Origin of the sequence: Lysobacter sp. yr284, assembly GCF_900107375.1 — a bacterium.
Lineage (GTDB): Bacteria > Pseudomonadota > Gammaproteobacteria > Xanthomonadales > Xanthomonadaceae > Lysobacter.
In genome coordinates, this window is record NZ_FNPT01000035.1 from 1 (window position 1) to 15,940 (window position 15,940).

Consider the following 15,940-nt stretch of genomic DNA (forward strand, 5'->3'; position numbering starts at 1 on the left):
GCGAAGCAGCGCTGTGGCTGGCGGCGGTGCTCGGCGCGACCCTGGTCAGCTGGCTGATCCACGGCCCGGGCCGGATCCTCGAACGCAACGTCGCCTTGAGCGTGCGCGAACGCGTCGCCACCGCGCTGACCCAGCGCCTGCTGGCGTTCCCGCTGTCGTGGCATGACGGCAACCATTCCGTCGCCAGCGCCCATCGCGTGCACCAGAGCAGTTCCTCGCTGGGCACCTTCGCCGAGAACCAGTTCATCTATCTGCGCAGCGTGGTGCGGCTGGTCGGGCCGATCGGCGCGCTGATCGCGATCCATCCCATGGTCGGCGGGCTGGCCACGCTCGGGCTGCTGGCGATCTGCGGCGCGGTGGTCGGTTTCGACCGCGCGATCGTGCGCCTGGCGATCCAGACCAACGACGCCGAACGCCGCTACACCGCGGTACTGGCCGACGCGCTGGGCAACGCGACCAGCGTGCTGGCGCTGCGCCAGGCGCGGCCGTTCATCCGCTCGCTGCGGCGGCTGGTGGAGAAAGTGTTCGAGCCGCTGCGGCGGATGATCGTCATCATCGAGATCAAGTGGTGCGCGGTCGACGTCGCCAGCCGCCTGCTCAGCTGCTGCCTGGTCGGGTTGTACGCGTGGCTGGTGCTGCGCGCGGCCGGCGACGGCCAGAAACTGATGTTCGGCAACGTCTACATGGTCTGGGAATACGCGCTGCAATCCGGCGCGGTGGTGTCGGCGGTGGCGTCGAACTTCCAGACCTTCGCCACCCAGTACGCCAATTACCAGAGCGCCGATGTCATCCGCGACCATCCGGTCGACGCCAGCCTCAGCGAGCCGGTGCAGTCGCGCAACTGGCGGCGGTGCGAGATCCGCAACCTGGTGTTCCGCCACGCCGCCGGGCGCGAGGCCGGGCCGGCGCTGGACCATGTCCAGCTGACCCTGCAGCGCGGCAAGCGCTATGCCCTGATCGGCGGCAGCGGTTCGGGCAAGAGCACGTTGATGCGCGCGCTGGCCGGGCTGTACGTGGCCGAGCGCATCGAACTGCACGCCGCCGACGAGGCCGATGCCGCCGCCGCGACCCGCACGCCGCTGGACGCCGCGCGCTACCTGCGCGGATCGACCACGTTGATCCCGCAGGAAGCCGAATTGTTCGAAGCCTCGCTGGAGCACAACCTGGCGATGTGCGAGTCCTTGCACGGCCAGCCCGATCCCGACGATTACCACCGCGCCCTGGAACTGGCGGCGGTCAAGGAATTCCTGCCCGCCGACGCCGACCCCTTGCAGGTGTCGATCGGCGAGCAGGCCTCGAACTGGTCCGGCGGCCAGCGCGCGCGCGTCGCCCTGGCCCGCGGCATCCTCGCCGCGCGCGGCAGTTCGCTGGTGCTGCTCGACGAACCCACCGCGAACCTGGATGCGCGCACCGAGGCCGCGGTCTACGCCAACCTGTTCGCCGAATTCGCCGACGCCTGCCTGGTCGCCTCGGTGCACCGGCTGGAACTGCTGCGCCACTTCGACGAAGTGCTGGTGATGGTCGACGGCCGGCTGGTCGCGCAAGGCGCCGAAGCCGTGCTCGCGCAGACGTCGGCCGACTACGCGAACCTGCGCGCGAGCGGCCTGCGCCAGGGCGAGGCCGGCGAAACCGAGGCCGTCGCGGCCGAAAGCATGGCCTGAGCGCCGGCGACGGAGAAACGCTGCGCGGTCGCGCGCGGCGCGGCTCAGCGGCCGCGCAGGAAGAACGCCACCGGCACCATCACCTCGACCGGATCGCCTTCGATCTGCGCCGGCGGCGCCGGCACCGGCGCGGCCAGGCGCACGGTCTCCAGGGTGCCCGCATCCAGCGCGGGATAGCCGCTGCTGCGGCCGATGCGGACCTGCGAAACCGCGCCGTTGCGGCCGACCGCGAAGCGCACATAGGCCACGCCCTGCTGGTTCAGCCGCTGCGCCTGGCGCGGGTAGCGGCGGAACTTCTCCAGATGGCCGAGCAGCAGGTTCTGCCACGCGGCGATCGCGTCGTCGCGCCGGCCGGAGACGCTTTGCGGAGCGGCGTAACTCGCCGCGGCGGGCGCCGGCAGATCAGGCGGGGCCAGGGTCGCGGCGACGTCGGCCGGATCGGCGGGCGCGGGCGGGGAGGGCGCCGGCGCGGGCGACGGCAGTTCGACTTCGGCATCGGCGGCCGGCGGCGCGTGCAGCTGAGGCTGCGGTCGCGGCGGGGTCGCAGCGCGATGTTGCTCGCGCTGTTCGGGCCCGGGCGGCACTTCCTGCGGCGGCGCCGGCGGCGCTTGCGGCGTCGGCGCCAATTCCACCATCACCGCCGCGGCCGGCAGCGTCTGCGGCTGCAGCGGTTCGCGCGCCGACCACCACAACGCGGCCGCCGCCACCGCGCCGTGCACGGCCAGCACCGCGCCGAAGCTGCACAGCCAGCGCCAGCGTTCGCGCGCCTGCGGGCTCACGGCGGCGCCTGTTCCATGCCGACCAGGGCGATCTTGAGATAGCCGGCGGCCTGCAGCGCGTTCATCGTCTGCATCAGCTCGCCGTAGGCCACGCGCTTGTCCGCGCGCAGATAGATCCGCCGTTCGCGGTCGCCGCCGGTGGCGCGTTGCAACGTCGGCGCCAACGTTTCGCGCGTCACCGCCGCGTCGCCCAGGCGCAGCGACAGGTCGGCCTGCACGCTCAGGAACAGCGGCTCGGCCTCGCGCGGCTGCGGCTTCGCAGCGCTCGCCGGCAGGTCCACGGGTGTGTCCACGGTCGCCAGCGGCGCGGCCACCATGAACACGATCAGCAGCACCAGCATCACGTCGATGAACGGCGTGACGTTGATTTCATGGTGTTCTTCGAGCGCGTCCTCGTCGTGGCGCGCGGTGCGGATCGCCATCGTCGCGGCCTCAGTGCGCCGCCGCCACGGCCAGCACCGACGCACGTCCGCCGGGCCGGTCGAGGTCGCGCGACACCAGTTGCTGCACGCTCGCCGACACGTCGCCGAGCGCCGCGCGCAGGCCGGCCAGCGCACGCGTGAAGTGGTTGTAGATCGCCACCGCCGGAATCGCCGCGACCAGGCCCAGCGCGGTCGCCAGCAGCGCTTCGGCGATGCCCGGCGCGACCACCGCCAGGCTGGTCGCGTTGGCCTGGGCGATGCCGACGAAGCTGTTCATGATCCCCCACACCGTGCCGAACAGGCCCACGAACGGCGCGATCGCGCCGATGCTGGCGAGCAGGCCGACGCCCGTGCGCCATTGCCGCGCGTGCGCCAGCTCGATGCGTTCCAGGCGCGAGCCGATGCGTTCCTTGATCCCGGCCGGGTCGAAACCGCCGGCCGACAGCCGCAGTTCGCTGCGCGCGGCGTCGATCAGCTCCAGCGCGGCGCCGTCGGCCAGCGCGGGATCGGCCTGCGCCAGCGGCAAGCCCGGCGCGTCGAGCAGCGTCGCGCGCGCCCGCTGCAAGCGCCGGCGCAGGCGCGAGAGTTCCCAGCTCTTGGCCACCAGCACGGTCCAACTCGCGACCGAGGCCAGCGCCAGCGCGATCATCACCGCCTTCACCACGAAGTCGGCGGCCAGGTACATCTGCCACGGGGTCAATGCGGCGGTGGATACGTCGGTAGGCAGGTTCATGCTCGTTTCGCAGAAAAAGCGAGCGGCCGCGCGCGGCGGCCCTCGCAGGAAAGAAAGGACGGCGCGGCGCGGCTCAGCATCGCGACGCATCCGGCCGCGGCGGGCGCGGCGCCGGCCGCGACAGCACATACGCGGCGCTGGCGGCGAAGCCCAGGCCGACGCAGAGCGCGAGCTTCCAGGAAGGATGCGCGCCCCACCAGAACAGGACGAAGCCGAGCGCCATGCCGAGGCCGGCGAACCGCTTGCCCTTGCGCGAGATCGCGCCTTGTTCGCGCCACAGGCGCAGCGCCGGGCCGTAACGCGGGTGCTCCAGCAGGCGCCGCTCGAACTTCGGCGAACTGCGGGCGAAGCAGCCGACCGCGAGGATCAGGAAGATCGTGGTCGGCATGACCGGCAGCAACGCGCCGATCGCGCCGAGCGCGACCATCAGCCAACCCAGTGCGAACCAGAGCCAGCGCATCAGCGCGGCTCCGCGGACGCGGCCGGCGCGCGGCGCTTCACGCGAATTCGTCCTCGACGTGTGCGCGCACGCGCTGGAACGCCGCTTCGGCGCCGGCGATCGCCTCGTCCTCTTGCGCCGCGCTCAGCGCAACCGAATCGAGCGCGGCGGTGAACCCGCGCCAGTGCCTGGCCACACCGTCGGGATGCGCGGCCAGATGGCGCGCGCCGAAGCCGCTGTTGAGGCCGAGCTTGGCCGCCAGCTTGTACAGCACGCTGCCGCCGAGGTTCGAGCCTTCGGCGACGTACAGCCAGCCCAGCGCCGCCGCCAGCGGCAGGTCGGCGCGCACCGCCGCGACCGCGAACGGCGGCAGCGGCTGGCCGAGGTCGCGCAGGTCGCTGGCGATCTGCGGCAGGCGCCGGCGGCCGGACAAGTCCGGCACCAGCGCCGCCAGCGCGGCGTTGGCGTACAAGCCGTCGATATCGCAGTGGAAGCGGTACTGCACGCGCAGGAAGCGGGCGAAGTTGTCGCGGCTGGCGAAGATGTCGCCGGCCATGATGCGCTGGTCGAGGCGGTCGTGAGTGCTGTGCGTGGCGGCCTTGAGCCGCTGGCTGCGGGTGCCGGAGTCGAGTTCGGTCGCGGTCGTGGGCATGGGGTCGCTCGTCAGTAGCGGTAGGTGAACGCCAGCCGCGCGGTGCGGCCGGGCGCGGGCAGCACGCCCAGCGCGAGCGGGTCGAGGTAATAACGGTCGCCGGCGTTGTCGAGGTTGAAGTCGACCGCGAACTGTTCGCTGACCTGCCAGCTGGCGAACACGTCGACGACGGTCGCGGCGCGGTACAGCTGCTGGATCGCCGACAGGCCGACGTTCCATTCCTTGTCGAGCTTGCTGATCGGCCCGGCGTTGTGCACCGCGCGCATGCCGACGGTGAAGCGCTCGTCGAACGGGCGCAGGCCCACGGTCAGGTTGACGTTGTAGCGCGGCGGGTTCTGGGTGTTGGTGTAGGAACCCTCGAAGCCGCCGTCGACGCAGTCCGGCGTGCCGATCAGCTCGGCGATCTTGCGCTGGCGGCCGTACGCGCGGCGCTCGGCGGCGATGTCCGGCGCGCAGGTCTTGGCCTGGAAGTAGTAGTGCGCCGACAGGTCGGCGAACGCCAGACCGCTGTCGTAGCTGGATTGGAACTCGACGCCGGAGACCTTGAAGCGGTCGACGTTGCGGATCAGCCCGGCCGACAGCGTGCGGTAGTCGCGGGTGATCAAATCGTCGATGCGGGTGTCGAAGTAGGCCAGCTTGAACGCGGCGCGGTCGCCGTCGACGAACAGGCCGTGGCGGATCGTGCTGGCGCCGATTTCCAAAGTCTTGGCGCGCTCGGGCTTGAGTTCGCCGACCGGCTTGGCGGCGGTGAACAGGCCCAGCGTGGTCTCGAACAGGCTCGGCAGCTTCACGCCCTCGGCGTACTTGGCGTAGACCATGCTGTCGTCGTCGAAGCGATAGGCGACGCTGGCGGTCGGAGTGAAGGCGCTGTCGCGGCGGCGGATCGGCTGCGACCAGTTCCACTTGACCGGCACGATCAGGTCCTCGGCCGGGTCGGCGTCGAAGAAATTCCAGCCGCCGATGTCGGCGACGGTGCCGCGCTTGTACGGCGAGGCCAGCAGCGAGGCCTGGGTGAACTGGCCGTTGGCGTCGGGATACCAGTTCAGCAGGGCGACGCGCTTGGCCCGCCACGCCGGCAGGTTCGGATTGCCGTTGAGCAGTTCGGTGTAGCGGTACTGGCCGATGCTCGCGCTTTGCGCGACGCTGGCCAAGCGGTTGCGGTCGTGCACGCTGACCTGGCTGTAACGGCCGCCGGCGAGCAGTTCCCAGTGCTCGTCGGGCTGCCACTTGGCCGAGAACACCGCGCTGTATTCCTTGCGCTGGGCGTCGCGCAGGAAGCGGTTGTTGATCAGGTCGTCGTGCAGGATCGGCGAATCCTTGCCCGGGCGGATGTCCTCGTCGCTGTACGCCAGCCCGTAGTCGAGGATCACCTTGCCGGCGCCGACGCTGAGCTGGGTGGTGTTGCTCGCGTCCAGGCCGAAGCGCTGCTGGCGCAGGTTGTTGCGGTACGCGTCCTTGTAGCCCGGATCGGTATTGAAGGTCGGGCCGTCGTACCATTCGGTGCGGCGCTGGAAATACCACGGGGTGATGCCGGTCAGGCCGTTGTACATGCGGCTGTCGGCGTCGGTGTACCAGGCGTTGACGCGCAGGTCGATCAGTTCGCTGTCGGGGTCGAAGCGGTAGCGCAGGCTGTAGGCGTCCATGCCGATGCGGCCCGGGTCCCATTGCGGCACGATGTCGCGGTTCACCCGGATGATCTGCGAAGCCATGATCTCGCCCTGCTCGCCGTCGTAGCGGCGGTAGCCGGCCTCGAGCGTCTGCGCATCGTCGATGCGCCAGGTGCCCTTGAGCAACACGGATTCGGACTTGGCCGAGGTGTTGAACACTTCGGTGCGCGGCGGGTTCAGCGGCGCCAGGGTGCGCCGGGTCTGCGGGAAGTCGTCGTAGCCGTGGCGGCCGGAGTAGTAGTTGCCGGTGTCGCGCCAGGCGTACGCGGCGACCAGGTCGAAGCGGTCCCAGCGCGCCGCCGCGGCGATATTGCCGAAGCCGCCGCCGAGCGCATTGCGGTCGTGGCGCGGCACGTCGCCGTACGCGGGCAGGTCGCGCGCGCTGGCGTTGGACGCGCCGCCGCGCACGCGCAGCCCCCACTCGCGGCCATCGCGCAGCACGTCGTCGGCCTTGAGCGTTTCCATCTCGACCACGCCGCCGATGCCGCCCGACGCGTTGGCCTGCAGGCTCGGGCCCTTGGTGATGGTGAGGCTGGAGATCAGGTCCGGGTCGAGATAGGTGCGCTGCGACTGGCCGGCGTAACCGCGGTAGGTGTCCATCGTCGACTGGCCGCCGTCGATGATCACCGGCACCCGGCTCTGGCCCTGGATGCCGCGGATGTTGACGTCGAGCGCGTTGGCGGTGCGCGGATCGCCGGCGGTGACGCCGGCCACGCCCTTGACGATGTCGGCGGCGGACGCGCCGCGGAAGCGTTCGATGGTTTCGCGGGCGATGTAGTTGCTGGAACCGGGATTGCGATAGGTGTCGAGCAGGCGCGCTTCGTCGCTGGCGGCGCCCGCGCCGCCGGCGAGATCGTGCTCGCCGCCCACGCGCAAGGTGTCGGTGACGATCACATCGGCGCCGGCGACGGCGGCGGTTTTCTCCAGCGCGACCGCGTCCGCGCCGACCCGGCGCACGCTCAGGCCGGTACCGCGCAGCAATTGCGCCAGCGCCGCGTCGGCATCGAGTTCGCCGGCGACTGCGGTGGACACGGCGCCGTCGGCGAGGGTCGCGGCATAGGCGACTTGCACGCCGGACTGGCGCATATAGGCGCGCAGCGCCGCGGCCAAGGGCTGCGCGGGAATGTCGAAGCGGCGCACCGCGGCCGAGGGCGGCGCGGATTCGCCCTGGGCCGCGGCGGGCAGGGCGGTCGCGGCGATCGCCGCGGCGAACAAGGCGATGCACAGGCGGGACGGGCGCGGCAGCGCGCCCGGGTGGACGGAAGTGGGCATGAAGAAACCTGTCGGAAAGTCGGCGCCGCGGTGGCGGCTCGCCCGCGCGGAAGCGGGCACGGCGGCGTACGTGGCGGCGGCGAAGTACGTTCGCTGGATAAGACGGGCGAAGCCGCACCGACCCCAAGGCGAATTTCGCGCGCGATCGCTACGATCGGCGCACCGGCATCGCGCCGGCTGCCTCGCTTTGCCGAATCGGCGCTCAGCGCGCCGAGGCCGCAGGCGCGGCCGGTCGCACGATCGCCACGCCGAGCGGCAGCCGGGTCACCGACAGCCCAGCGCTCGCGGCCAGCGCGTCGAGCGCCTGCTCGGGCCGGCCGATGCGCAAGGCCGCGCTGACCTTGGGCAAGCCGGCCAGATCGCCGCGAATCAGGATCGGGCCGGCGCGGTAGCGGGCGAGTTGGCGCACGGCGACGTCCACCGCGGCGTTTTCCAGCAGCAATTCGCCCTGGCGCCAACCGCCGACGCCATCGGCGGGCACGTCGTCCAAGCGCGCCACGCTGCGGCCTGGGCCGTACTCGGCGCGCTGGCCGGCATCCAGATACGTCCAGCCGCCGTCCGCCGTGGCCGCCACGCGCACCCGGCCCTGGCTCACCGCGGTTTCGATGCGCCCGTCCTCGTCGGCGACCGCGAACGCGGTGGAAATGTCTTCGATCACGCCGTCGCCCGCGACGACGGCGAAGCGCCGGGCCGGGTCGGCGGCGACTTCGAACCAGACCCGGCCGCGCAGCAATTCGACGCGACGCTGGTCGCGGTCGTAGCGGATCGCGATCGCGCTGTCGGCATCGAGCACGGCGCGGCTGCCGTCGGGCAGGGCGACGGTTTCGGCGGCGTGGGCGCTGCGATGGTCGGCGCGCAACCGCAGCCATGCCTCCGGCGAGGCCAGCGCCAGCAGCAACACGGCCGCCGCGGCCAGCGCCGGGCGCCAGCGGCTGCGGCGGCGCTGGCGCGGCGGCAGGGTCGATGCCGTGGATCGGTGGCCGGGCCTGGGGCCGAGGCTGCGCCACAGTTGCCGCTCATGCTCGAACGCGCGGCGATGGCCGGGGCGCTGCAGCCAGCGTTCGAACTCGCCCAGCCCCGCCTCGTCGGCCGCGCCGGAAGCCAGCCACGCGATCCACTCGCGCGCTTGCGCGTGGATCGGTTCGGCGTCGGCGAGGGCGAAGGGATGCGGCTGGCTCATGGCGGGCGGGTGCGATGCGTCGGCGAAGGCGGTATCGAGATCAAGACGTTCCAGCGGGCGCTTTACCCAAGGCGGGCGTTGCCCGAGGCGGCGGCTCAGCGTCCCGCGCGCGCGTTCGCCAGGCGCTGCAAGGCGGCGCGGACGTGATTTTCCACGGTCGTCACCGACACCCCCAGGCGCCGCGCGATCTCGGCCTGGGTCAGGCCTTGCAGGCGATTGAGCCGGAAGATGGTGCGGGTCGGCTCGGGCAGCCGTCCGGCGGCGGCCAGCACGCGCTGCAGTTCGTCCTGGGCCATGGCTTGTTCTTCGGCCGACAGCGCTTCGTCCGGGCCCCATAGATGATGTTCGGCCAGCAACTGGCTGCGGCGCGTGCGTTCGCGGCCCCAGTCGGTCGCCAGATTCGCCGCCAGCTTGAACAGATAGGCGCGCGGGTTGTCGATCGCGCCGGCGTCGCCGACGTTGCGCAGCTTCAGCCACACAGCCTGGACGACGTCCTCGGCGGCGTGGTCGCCGCCGAGGATGCGCTGGACCAGGCGCAACAAGGCCGGGCGTTCGCGGATCAGCAGCTCCGCCAGGCTTGGCGGACGTTCGTCCTCGCCGCAACCGCGCGAGCCGGCGCGCGCCATCACCCGCGCGCCGGCATGGTCGGCGCGGAACGGGGCGAGTGCGCGGCAGCGCAGCGGATAAGGCGTTGGAATCGCATGACGGCGGCAGTGTTCGAAGAGCGCCGTCTGCCGTCTGGACCGGAAAGGTCGCGGGCACGTGTGCGATGAGCGGAGCTACGCACTGAGCGTAGTGCGCGAATCTTAAAAGCAATGCGTGACGGACCGCAAGTTTCGCCGCCGCACGCGGCACCGTGCGGCGCGGCCGTTCCCGCCCGGCCGCCCGCGCTCGATCGCGCCTGCCGGAAAAGCGGGGCCGCGCTCGCTGCGCGGCCACGCCGGAGGCTCAGAACTGCTTGCTGATGCTGAAGTAGAGATTGCGTCCCAGGCCGGTGCGCGTGCTGGTCTCCACGCCCGACGCGTTCAAGCGTTTTTGGTCGAAGACGTTGTTGATGCCGGCGAGGAACTGGGTGCTGCCGTCGAAGAACGGCACCCCGGACACGCTGGGCCGCCAGCGCAGTTGCAGGTTGGTCTGGGTGTAGGCGTCGCGCACGTACCAATAGGTGGTGCCGGCCGAGACCAGGGTCTTGGGGTTCTGGTCGGGCTCGAACCAATGGCTGACGTCGGCCGAGACGCTGAAGTCGTCGTCGAACGGCCGCCAGCGTAGCCCGAGCCGGGCGCGGTCGGCGAACGCCGACGGGGTCTTGCGGCCGCTGGCGGCGTCCTTCATGTCCAACGATTCGTAGCTGAAGTAGCCGCCCCAGCGCGGGCGGTCGTACGACAGCTCGACTTCGACGCCTTCGCGCTCGACTTCGCCGACGTTCTCGTAGCGCACGTACTCGGACTTCGCCGGCGACACCGAACCGTAATCCACCACCAGCTGGATCATGTCGCTGATGGTGCCGTTGAAGTACATCGCCTTGGCCGCGATACGGTCGTCCTGGGCCAGCAGCGCGGCGCGGCTCCACGAGAACCCGGCCTCGTATTCCTTCGAGGTTTCCGACTTCAGGCGCGGATTGGGCCGGTACCAGTAATGGATGTTGAGCGGGCCGTCCGAGGAGGTCTCGTGCGGCGTCGGCGCGCGGAACGCTTCGGAGTAGTTGGCCAGCAGCACGAACCCGCCGGCGACTTCGTAGCTCAGGCCCAGGCGCGGCGAGAAGCGGCTGTTGTCGTAGGTTTCGGCCACGCCCTGGACGCGGCGGTCGAAGCGGTCGTAGCGCCCGCCCAACTGCACCGCCAGGCGGCCGTCGAGCCAGCGCGACTCGTGCTGCACGAACGCGCCGAAATCGCGGTAAGTGTTGGGCATCGAATTGAAGCCGGTGCGCACGCCGTCGAGGATATAGATGCCGTCTTCCTCGCGGTGTTCGTAGTCCAGGCCGAACAGCAGCCGGTGCTCGACCGGCCCGGTGGCGAAGCGCATCAGGTTCTGCGCGCTGACGCCCCAGCGTTCGTCGAGGTTCTTGTAGTACAGGTCCACGCCGCGTTCGTAGCCGCGCTCGTAGTAGCCGCGGGTCTTGTAGGCGGTGGCGCTGAGGTCGAGCCAGCGGCTGCCGGCCGGCGCCAGGGTGTAGCGCAGCACCGTGTCGCGCTGCGAACGCTGGCCCAGCACCGCGCCGTTGGCGGCGCCGAAGGTGGCGTGGTAGAGGCTGTTCCAGCCGGTCCTGGCGTCGATGGCGTAGTCGAAATGGCTGAGGCTGAGCTTGTGGCCCTCGCCGAAGTTCCAGCCGAGCTTGACGAAGGCGGTGTCGATGTCCTCTTCGTTGTCGACCACGTTGTCGTGGCGGCCGGTCGCATCGATCAGTTCGCCGGCCTGGGTGAGGTCGCCTTTCTTGGCGCGCTTGACGAAGGCCAGCGCCTCGAACGGCCGGTCCTGCGGCGCGGCGGCGAAGGCCGCGTAGGCCTGGCGCTGGTCGTTGGAGTCGAAGCGGTAGTTCAGGGCGACGCCGTAGTCGCGGCCCGGGGCGAGGAAGTCGCCGGCATCCTTGGTGGTGCTGCCGATCACCCCGCCGATGGCGCCGCCGCCGTAGCTGATGCCCGAGGAACCGCGCACCACGTCGACCTGCTTGAGCAAGTCGCTGTCCATGCCGAAACCGGACACCTGGTTGGCGAACAGGTTGGCCGAGCGGCGCACGCCGTCCTGCATCAGGATGACCCGGCTCTCCGAGCCGTGGCCGAAACCGCGGATGCTGAAGTGCTGGCCGATCGCGCGGCCGCCGTCGTTGCCGGTGTCCAGGCCCGGCACCTTCTTCAATGCCTGGATGAGGTCGGGATAGTCGTCGAGATCCTGCTCGGTCAGCACGCTGGCCGAACCGGGGTACTTGAGCACGTCGATGCCGAAGCGGGTGCCGACCACGGTGACGCGGTGCAGTTCGTCGGTGGCGGCGTTCAACCGCTCGTATTCCTCGCCGCACGGGGCGGGCAGGGCGCGCCGCGAACAGGCCTGCGGGTCGGCGTCGTTGGCGCAGGAAAGGCGGGCGCGGTCTATCGCGGTGCGGCACTCGCCGGCCGACGCGTTGCCGGCGATGCCCAGGCACAGGGCGAGCGAAATCGCTGCGGCCAGCGCAGAAGTAGTCATGTGAGCCTCCAGCTCGTTAGTGATGTCCGGCGTCGCTAGGACGCGTCATCGCTGGCTGTAAGGCGTTCCGCTGGCTGGGGCGCATCTTAGTCAGAAAGATGAACGCAGACAATGCGCGGCGTGGTTCGCGCGAACGCGGGCGGGGAGGGACGCGGCGATGCGTCCGGCGATGGCGCGGCGCGCTTCAAGCTCGGCCAAAGCTCGGCGACGTTAGGCCTGGCCGGGCAGGGGACCTCCACCGCCGTCTGTCGGCCCCGGCTTGACCAGCCTACCAACTGGTAGGTAGATTTTGCTCACCCTCACTGCCGCGGTTTCCCCATGAGCATTTCCCCCATCGGCTGGCTGCACACGCTCGGCAGCCTGCCCGCGATACCGCTCGCCGCCTACATGCTCGCCAAGCACGGCCGGATCGCGCCGCAGACCCGCGCCGGCCGCGCCTACTTCGGCTTCATGCTGCTCGGCGTGCTGACGGTCTATCCGATCGCGCAACAGCCGGTCAGCTGGATCGTGGCGACGGTGACGCTGGCGGCCTTGCTGGTCGGCTACGGCGCCTGCGCGCTGTTTCCGGGCCGGCGCCTGGCCCGCTATGTCGAGACCGCGGCGCTGAGCCTGAGCGTGTTCCTGCTGATGGTGCCCACCGTCAGCGAAACCCTGCGCCGCTTGCCGGCCGGCGATCCGCTGGTCAAGCAGATGACCGATCCGCTGCTGCTCGGCGTGCAGGGCGCCTTGTTCCTGGCCCTGCTGATCGGCGTCCCGCTGCAACTGCGCGCCGTGTACAAGCGCAACGCCGCGGCGGCGCAACCGGCCATGCCCGCCACGGACCGCCGATGAAACGCGCCGCGTCGGAACCGCACGCCCCGCCGTCGCCCAAGGCCGAGGAGATCCTCCAGCGCACCAGCGAACTGCTTGCCCTGGGCGGCTACGACAGCTTCAGTTACGCCGACATCGCCGAACACGTGCAGGTGCGCAAGGCCAGCATCCACCATCACTTCCCGAACAAGGTCGACCTGGTCAAGGCGACGGTGGCGCGCCACCGCGCGTCCAGCCGCCGCGGCATGCAGGCCCTGGACGAGCGCGTCGCCGATCCGCTCGACCGGCTCGGCGAGTACTGCCGCTGGTGGGCCGGTTGCATCGAAAGCGCGAGCCCGCCGATCTGCCTGTGCGCGTTGCTGGCCGCGGAACTGCCGTCGATCCCGGCCGAGGTCGCCGACGAAGTGCGCGGCCATTTCCAGGACCTGTCGGCATGGCTGGCGCAGGCCATGGCGCAGGGCGCCGGCAGCGGGCGCCTGCGCCTGGCCGGCAGCGCGCAGGCCGAAGCGCTGACGTTCATGGCCGCCGTCCACGGCGCCATGCTGACGGCGCGCGCGCTCGGCGACGCGCGCCTGTTCTGGAGCGTCGCCCAGGCCTCGCTGGACCGGTTGCGGCCGGCTTGAAGTCGCCGCCGCACGCGCGGCGGCGGCCGCGGCGTGCGGCTTCGGCACGGTCCGCAAACGCCGTGGCGCCGCGCGGAGCGGACGTCGCTTGCCGGCCGTACTCGCCCAGCCCGCAATTGATAACCATTCCCATTTATTTGTATGATGCGCGCCCCAGATCGGCTTTCAGGCTCGCGGATGACCTTGCGCAAACGAACCTTGGCGTTGTGCATCGCCGCGTTGACCTCGCCGGCCGCACTGGCCTCCGCAGCCTCGACCGGCGCCCCGGCGCCGGTCGCCGACGCCATCGGGGCCGACGACCAGCCGACCACGCTCGACACGGTCCAGGCCGTGGGCACCGAGCCGGCGCGCTACCACAACGACGCCTCCGCCAGCGCCCTGGGCGTGGACGCGCCGTTGTTCAACACCCCCCGTTCGGTGGTGGTGCTGCCCGAACAGATCCTGCTCGACCAGAAGGTCACCCAGCTCGACGAAGCGCTCAAGAACGTCAGCGGCGTCAGCCGCGGCGACGGCTTCGGCGGCACCAACGACGACTTCTTCCTGCGCGGGTTCCGCCGCGACAACGTCTACCGCGACGGCCGCCGTCTCGCCGCCAACCAGCGCAATCCGACCACCGACATCGAGAGCATCGAAGTCATCAAGGGACCGGCCTCGCTGCTGTTCGGCGCGATCGAGCCGGGCGGGGTGGTCAACATCATCACCAAGAAGCCGCAGGCGCAGCCGCGCCGCTACCTGGAAGCGACCTTCGACGAATACGGCAAGCGCCACCTGCTGGGCGACTTCACCGGCGCGCTCGACGCCGACGGCCAGCTGCTGTACCGCCTGTCCGCGTCCTATGAGGACTCCGACACCTTCCGCGACGGCAAGCAGGTCGAACGCACGGTGATCTCGCCGAGCCTGACCTGGCGGCCGAGCGATCGCGACGAGCTCACCGTCAGCTATCACTACTACGACGAAACCCTGCCGATCGACCGTGGCGCCATCGTCGGCCGCTACGCCGACGGCGAACGCCGGATCGTGAAGACGCCGCGTTCGCGCAGCTTCGGCGAGTCGTGGGAGAACTCCTGGTCGACCGGCCACTCGGTCGATGCGCAGTACCAGCACCGCTTCGGCGAACACTGGGACGCCGTGGTCGGCTATACCTACCAGAAGACCGAATCGCACGACCTGCAGGTGCGCGCCTACGACTTCTACGCCGAAGACACCGTCGTGCGCGGGATCGCCGTGCCGGCCGGCACCCTTATCCGCAACGTCGGCGGCAACAAGCCCTACGACGTCGACTCGGGCCAGTACAACGCCCGCCTGACCGGCCGCTTCGAACCGGCCGGGATGAAGTACACCGTGATCGCCGGCATCGACGGCGGCTACACCGACACCGACGCCGGCCAGCTCAACGGCGACAACGAAACCGCCAACGTGTTCGCCGGGCGGCCGCTGTTCAACGTATTCGCGCCGGTCTACGGCAACCTGCAGCCAGGCTCGGCCGCGCTCAGCCGGTCCTCGCGCACCGACCTGGATTTCCGCGGCGTCTATGTGCAAAACATCCTGCAGCCGAACGAGAAGCTGCTGCTGACCGCCGGCCTGCGCCGCGACTGGTACGAAGTGGCCAGCCGCACCCAGAACTACGACGAGGGCCAGCCGGCCGGCGCCGCCGCCGTCGCCGACCGCGAGTGGAGCGACAACTCCTACCAGCTCGGCGCGTCCTACGAGTTCGCCCCGGGCCTGGCCGTGTACGCCAGCCGCGCGACCTCGTTCACCGTGCACCCGTTCTTCAACTACGATCCGCGCTCGCTGCCGCAGACCGGCAAGCAGTGGGAGGCCGGGCTCAAGGGCAACCTGTTCGCCGACCGCCTGCAGTTCACCGTGAGCTGGTTCGACCTGCGCAAGACCAACATCCCGGCGCTCAACCCCGATTCGACCGGCAGCCTGGACCAATACCGCTTCATCGGCGAGGCGCGCTCGCGCGGCATCGAGTTCGACGCCACCTTGCGCATCACCGAAGGCTTCAACCTGATCGCCAGCTACGCCGATTTCGATTACGAGATCACCCGCGATCCGGACCTGGCGCTGCTCGGCAAGACCAACGCCAACGTCGCCCCGCGCAGCGGCAACCTGTGGGGCAGCTACGAGTTCGTCGACGGCGCCTGGCGCGGGCTGGGCTTCGGCGCCGGCGTCAACTACGTGTCCAAGCGCTACGGCGACGACGACAACACCTGGTCGATGCCGTCCTACACCTTGTTCGATGCGGGCGTATGGTATTACGTTCCGGTCGGCGACAACGCCAGCCTGCGCTTCCAGCTCAGCGTGAAGAACCTCGCCGACAAGCGCTGGTACTACGCCTCCGACGGCGACCGTTTCGCGCCCAGCGTGCGCATCGGCGATCCGCGCACGGCGCTGTTCTCGGTCGCCTACCGGTTCTGATCCGGCGCCGCCGGACGCCGCCATGACGCCCGCCACGACGCTCGCGCCGCACACTGCCGCCCGCCGCGGCCCGATGCGGCCGGATGCCGCGCCGCGGCCCCGCC

The 15,940-nt window shown here is 70.7% G+C and carries 13 protein-coding genes; 4 read left to right on the forward strand and 9 right to left on the reverse strand.

Features of this window, described 5'->3' with window-relative positions:
* Positions 1–1,661 (forward strand): ATP-binding cassette domain-containing protein (locus tag BLV01_RS24515; protein ID WP_091806513.1); only part of this gene is annotated, 1,661 nt, incomplete at its 5' end.
* A gap of 44 nt (positions 1,662–1,705) precedes the next feature.
* On the opposite strand, the gene BLV01_RS24520 is transcribed toward BLV01_RS24515, so the two are convergent.
* The 9 genes from BLV01_RS24520 to BLV01_RS24560 form a co-directional block, all read right to left on the reverse strand.
* Positions 1,706–2,440 (reverse strand): energy transducer TonB, encoded by a 735-nt coding sequence (locus BLV01_RS24520; RefSeq protein WP_254782774.1) that lies wholly within the window; start codon positions 2,438–2,440, stop codon positions 1,706–1,708.
* Positions 2,437–2,862 carry a TonB system transport protein ExbD gene (gene exbD, locus BLV01_RS24525; protein WP_091806515.1) on the reverse strand — a complete coding sequence of 142 codons (426 nt, stop codon included), beginning with the start codon at positions 2,860–2,862 and terminating at the stop codon, positions 2,437–2,439. Before exbD ends, BLV01_RS24520 begins: the two co-directional genes overlap by 4 nt.
* 10 nt (positions 2,863–2,872) lie before the next feature.
* Entirely contained in the window at positions 2,873–3,595 is a 723-nt protein-coding gene (gene exbB, locus BLV01_RS24530) for a tonB-system energizer ExbB (protein WP_254782776.1), read from the reverse strand.
* Positions 3,596–3,668: 73 nt separating this feature from the next.
* The gene (locus BLV01_RS24535) at positions 3,669–4,055 is read right to left on the reverse strand and encodes a YbaN family protein (protein WP_091806521.1); all 387 of its coding nucleotides are present in this window, start codon (positions 4,053–4,055) and stop codon (positions 3,669–3,671) included.
* A 37-nt stretch (positions 4,056–4,092) separates the two neighbouring features.
* Positions 4,093–4,686 (reverse strand): biliverdin-producing heme oxygenase, encoded by a 594-nt coding sequence (locus tag BLV01_RS24540; RefSeq protein ID WP_091806523.1) that lies wholly within the window; start codon positions 4,684–4,686, stop codon positions 4,093–4,095.
* An 11-nt stretch (positions 4,687–4,697) separates the two neighbouring features.
* Positions 4,698–7,625, reverse strand: coding sequence for a TonB-dependent receptor (locus BLV01_RS24545; RefSeq protein ID WP_091806526.1), 2,928 nt, complete (start codon positions 7,623–7,625; stop codon positions 4,698–4,700).
* Between the two features lie 202 nt (positions 7,626–7,827).
* Complete coding sequence (locus tag BLV01_RS24550) at positions 7,828–8,805, reverse strand: FecR family protein (RefSeq protein WP_091806528.1); 978 nt, start codon at positions 8,803–8,805, stop codon at positions 7,828–7,830.
* A 95-nt stretch (positions 8,806–8,900) separates the two neighbouring features.
* A complete protein-coding gene (locus BLV01_RS24555; RefSeq protein WP_091806531.1) occupies positions 8,901–9,431 on the reverse strand; it encodes an RNA polymerase sigma factor in 531 nt (176 codons plus the stop codon).
* 322 nt (positions 9,432–9,753) lie between these two features.
* On the reverse strand, positions 9,754–11,982 hold the full coding sequence (locus BLV01_RS24560; protein ID WP_091806534.1) for a TonB-dependent receptor domain-containing protein: 2,229 nt from the start codon (positions 11,980–11,982) through the stop codon (positions 9,754–9,756).
* A 318-nt stretch (positions 11,983–12,300) separates the two neighbouring features.
* Here BLV01_RS24560 and BLV01_RS24565 point away from each other — a divergent pair, with 318 nt between their 5' ends.
* The 3 genes from BLV01_RS24565 (at position 12,301) to BLV01_RS24575 (ending at position 15,836) form a co-directional block, all read left to right on the forward strand.
* Positions 12,301–12,813 carry a hypothetical protein gene (locus BLV01_RS24565; RefSeq protein ID WP_091806538.1) on the forward strand — a complete coding sequence of 171 codons (513 nt, stop codon included), beginning with the start codon at positions 12,301–12,303 and terminating at the stop codon, positions 12,811–12,813.
* Positions 12,810–13,415, forward strand: coding sequence for a TetR/AcrR family transcriptional regulator (locus tag BLV01_RS24570; RefSeq protein WP_091806542.1), 606 nt, complete (start codon positions 12,810–12,812; stop codon positions 13,413–13,415). The genes BLV01_RS24565 and BLV01_RS24570 overlap by 4 nt, the downstream gene beginning before the upstream one ends.
* A 177-nt stretch (positions 13,416–13,592) precedes the next feature.
* Positions 13,593–15,836, forward strand: a complete 2,244-nt coding sequence (locus BLV01_RS24575) for a TonB-dependent siderophore receptor (protein ID WP_175486247.1) — start codon at positions 13,593–13,595, stop codon at positions 15,834–15,836.
* Positions 15,837–15,940 lie beyond the last annotated feature (104 nt).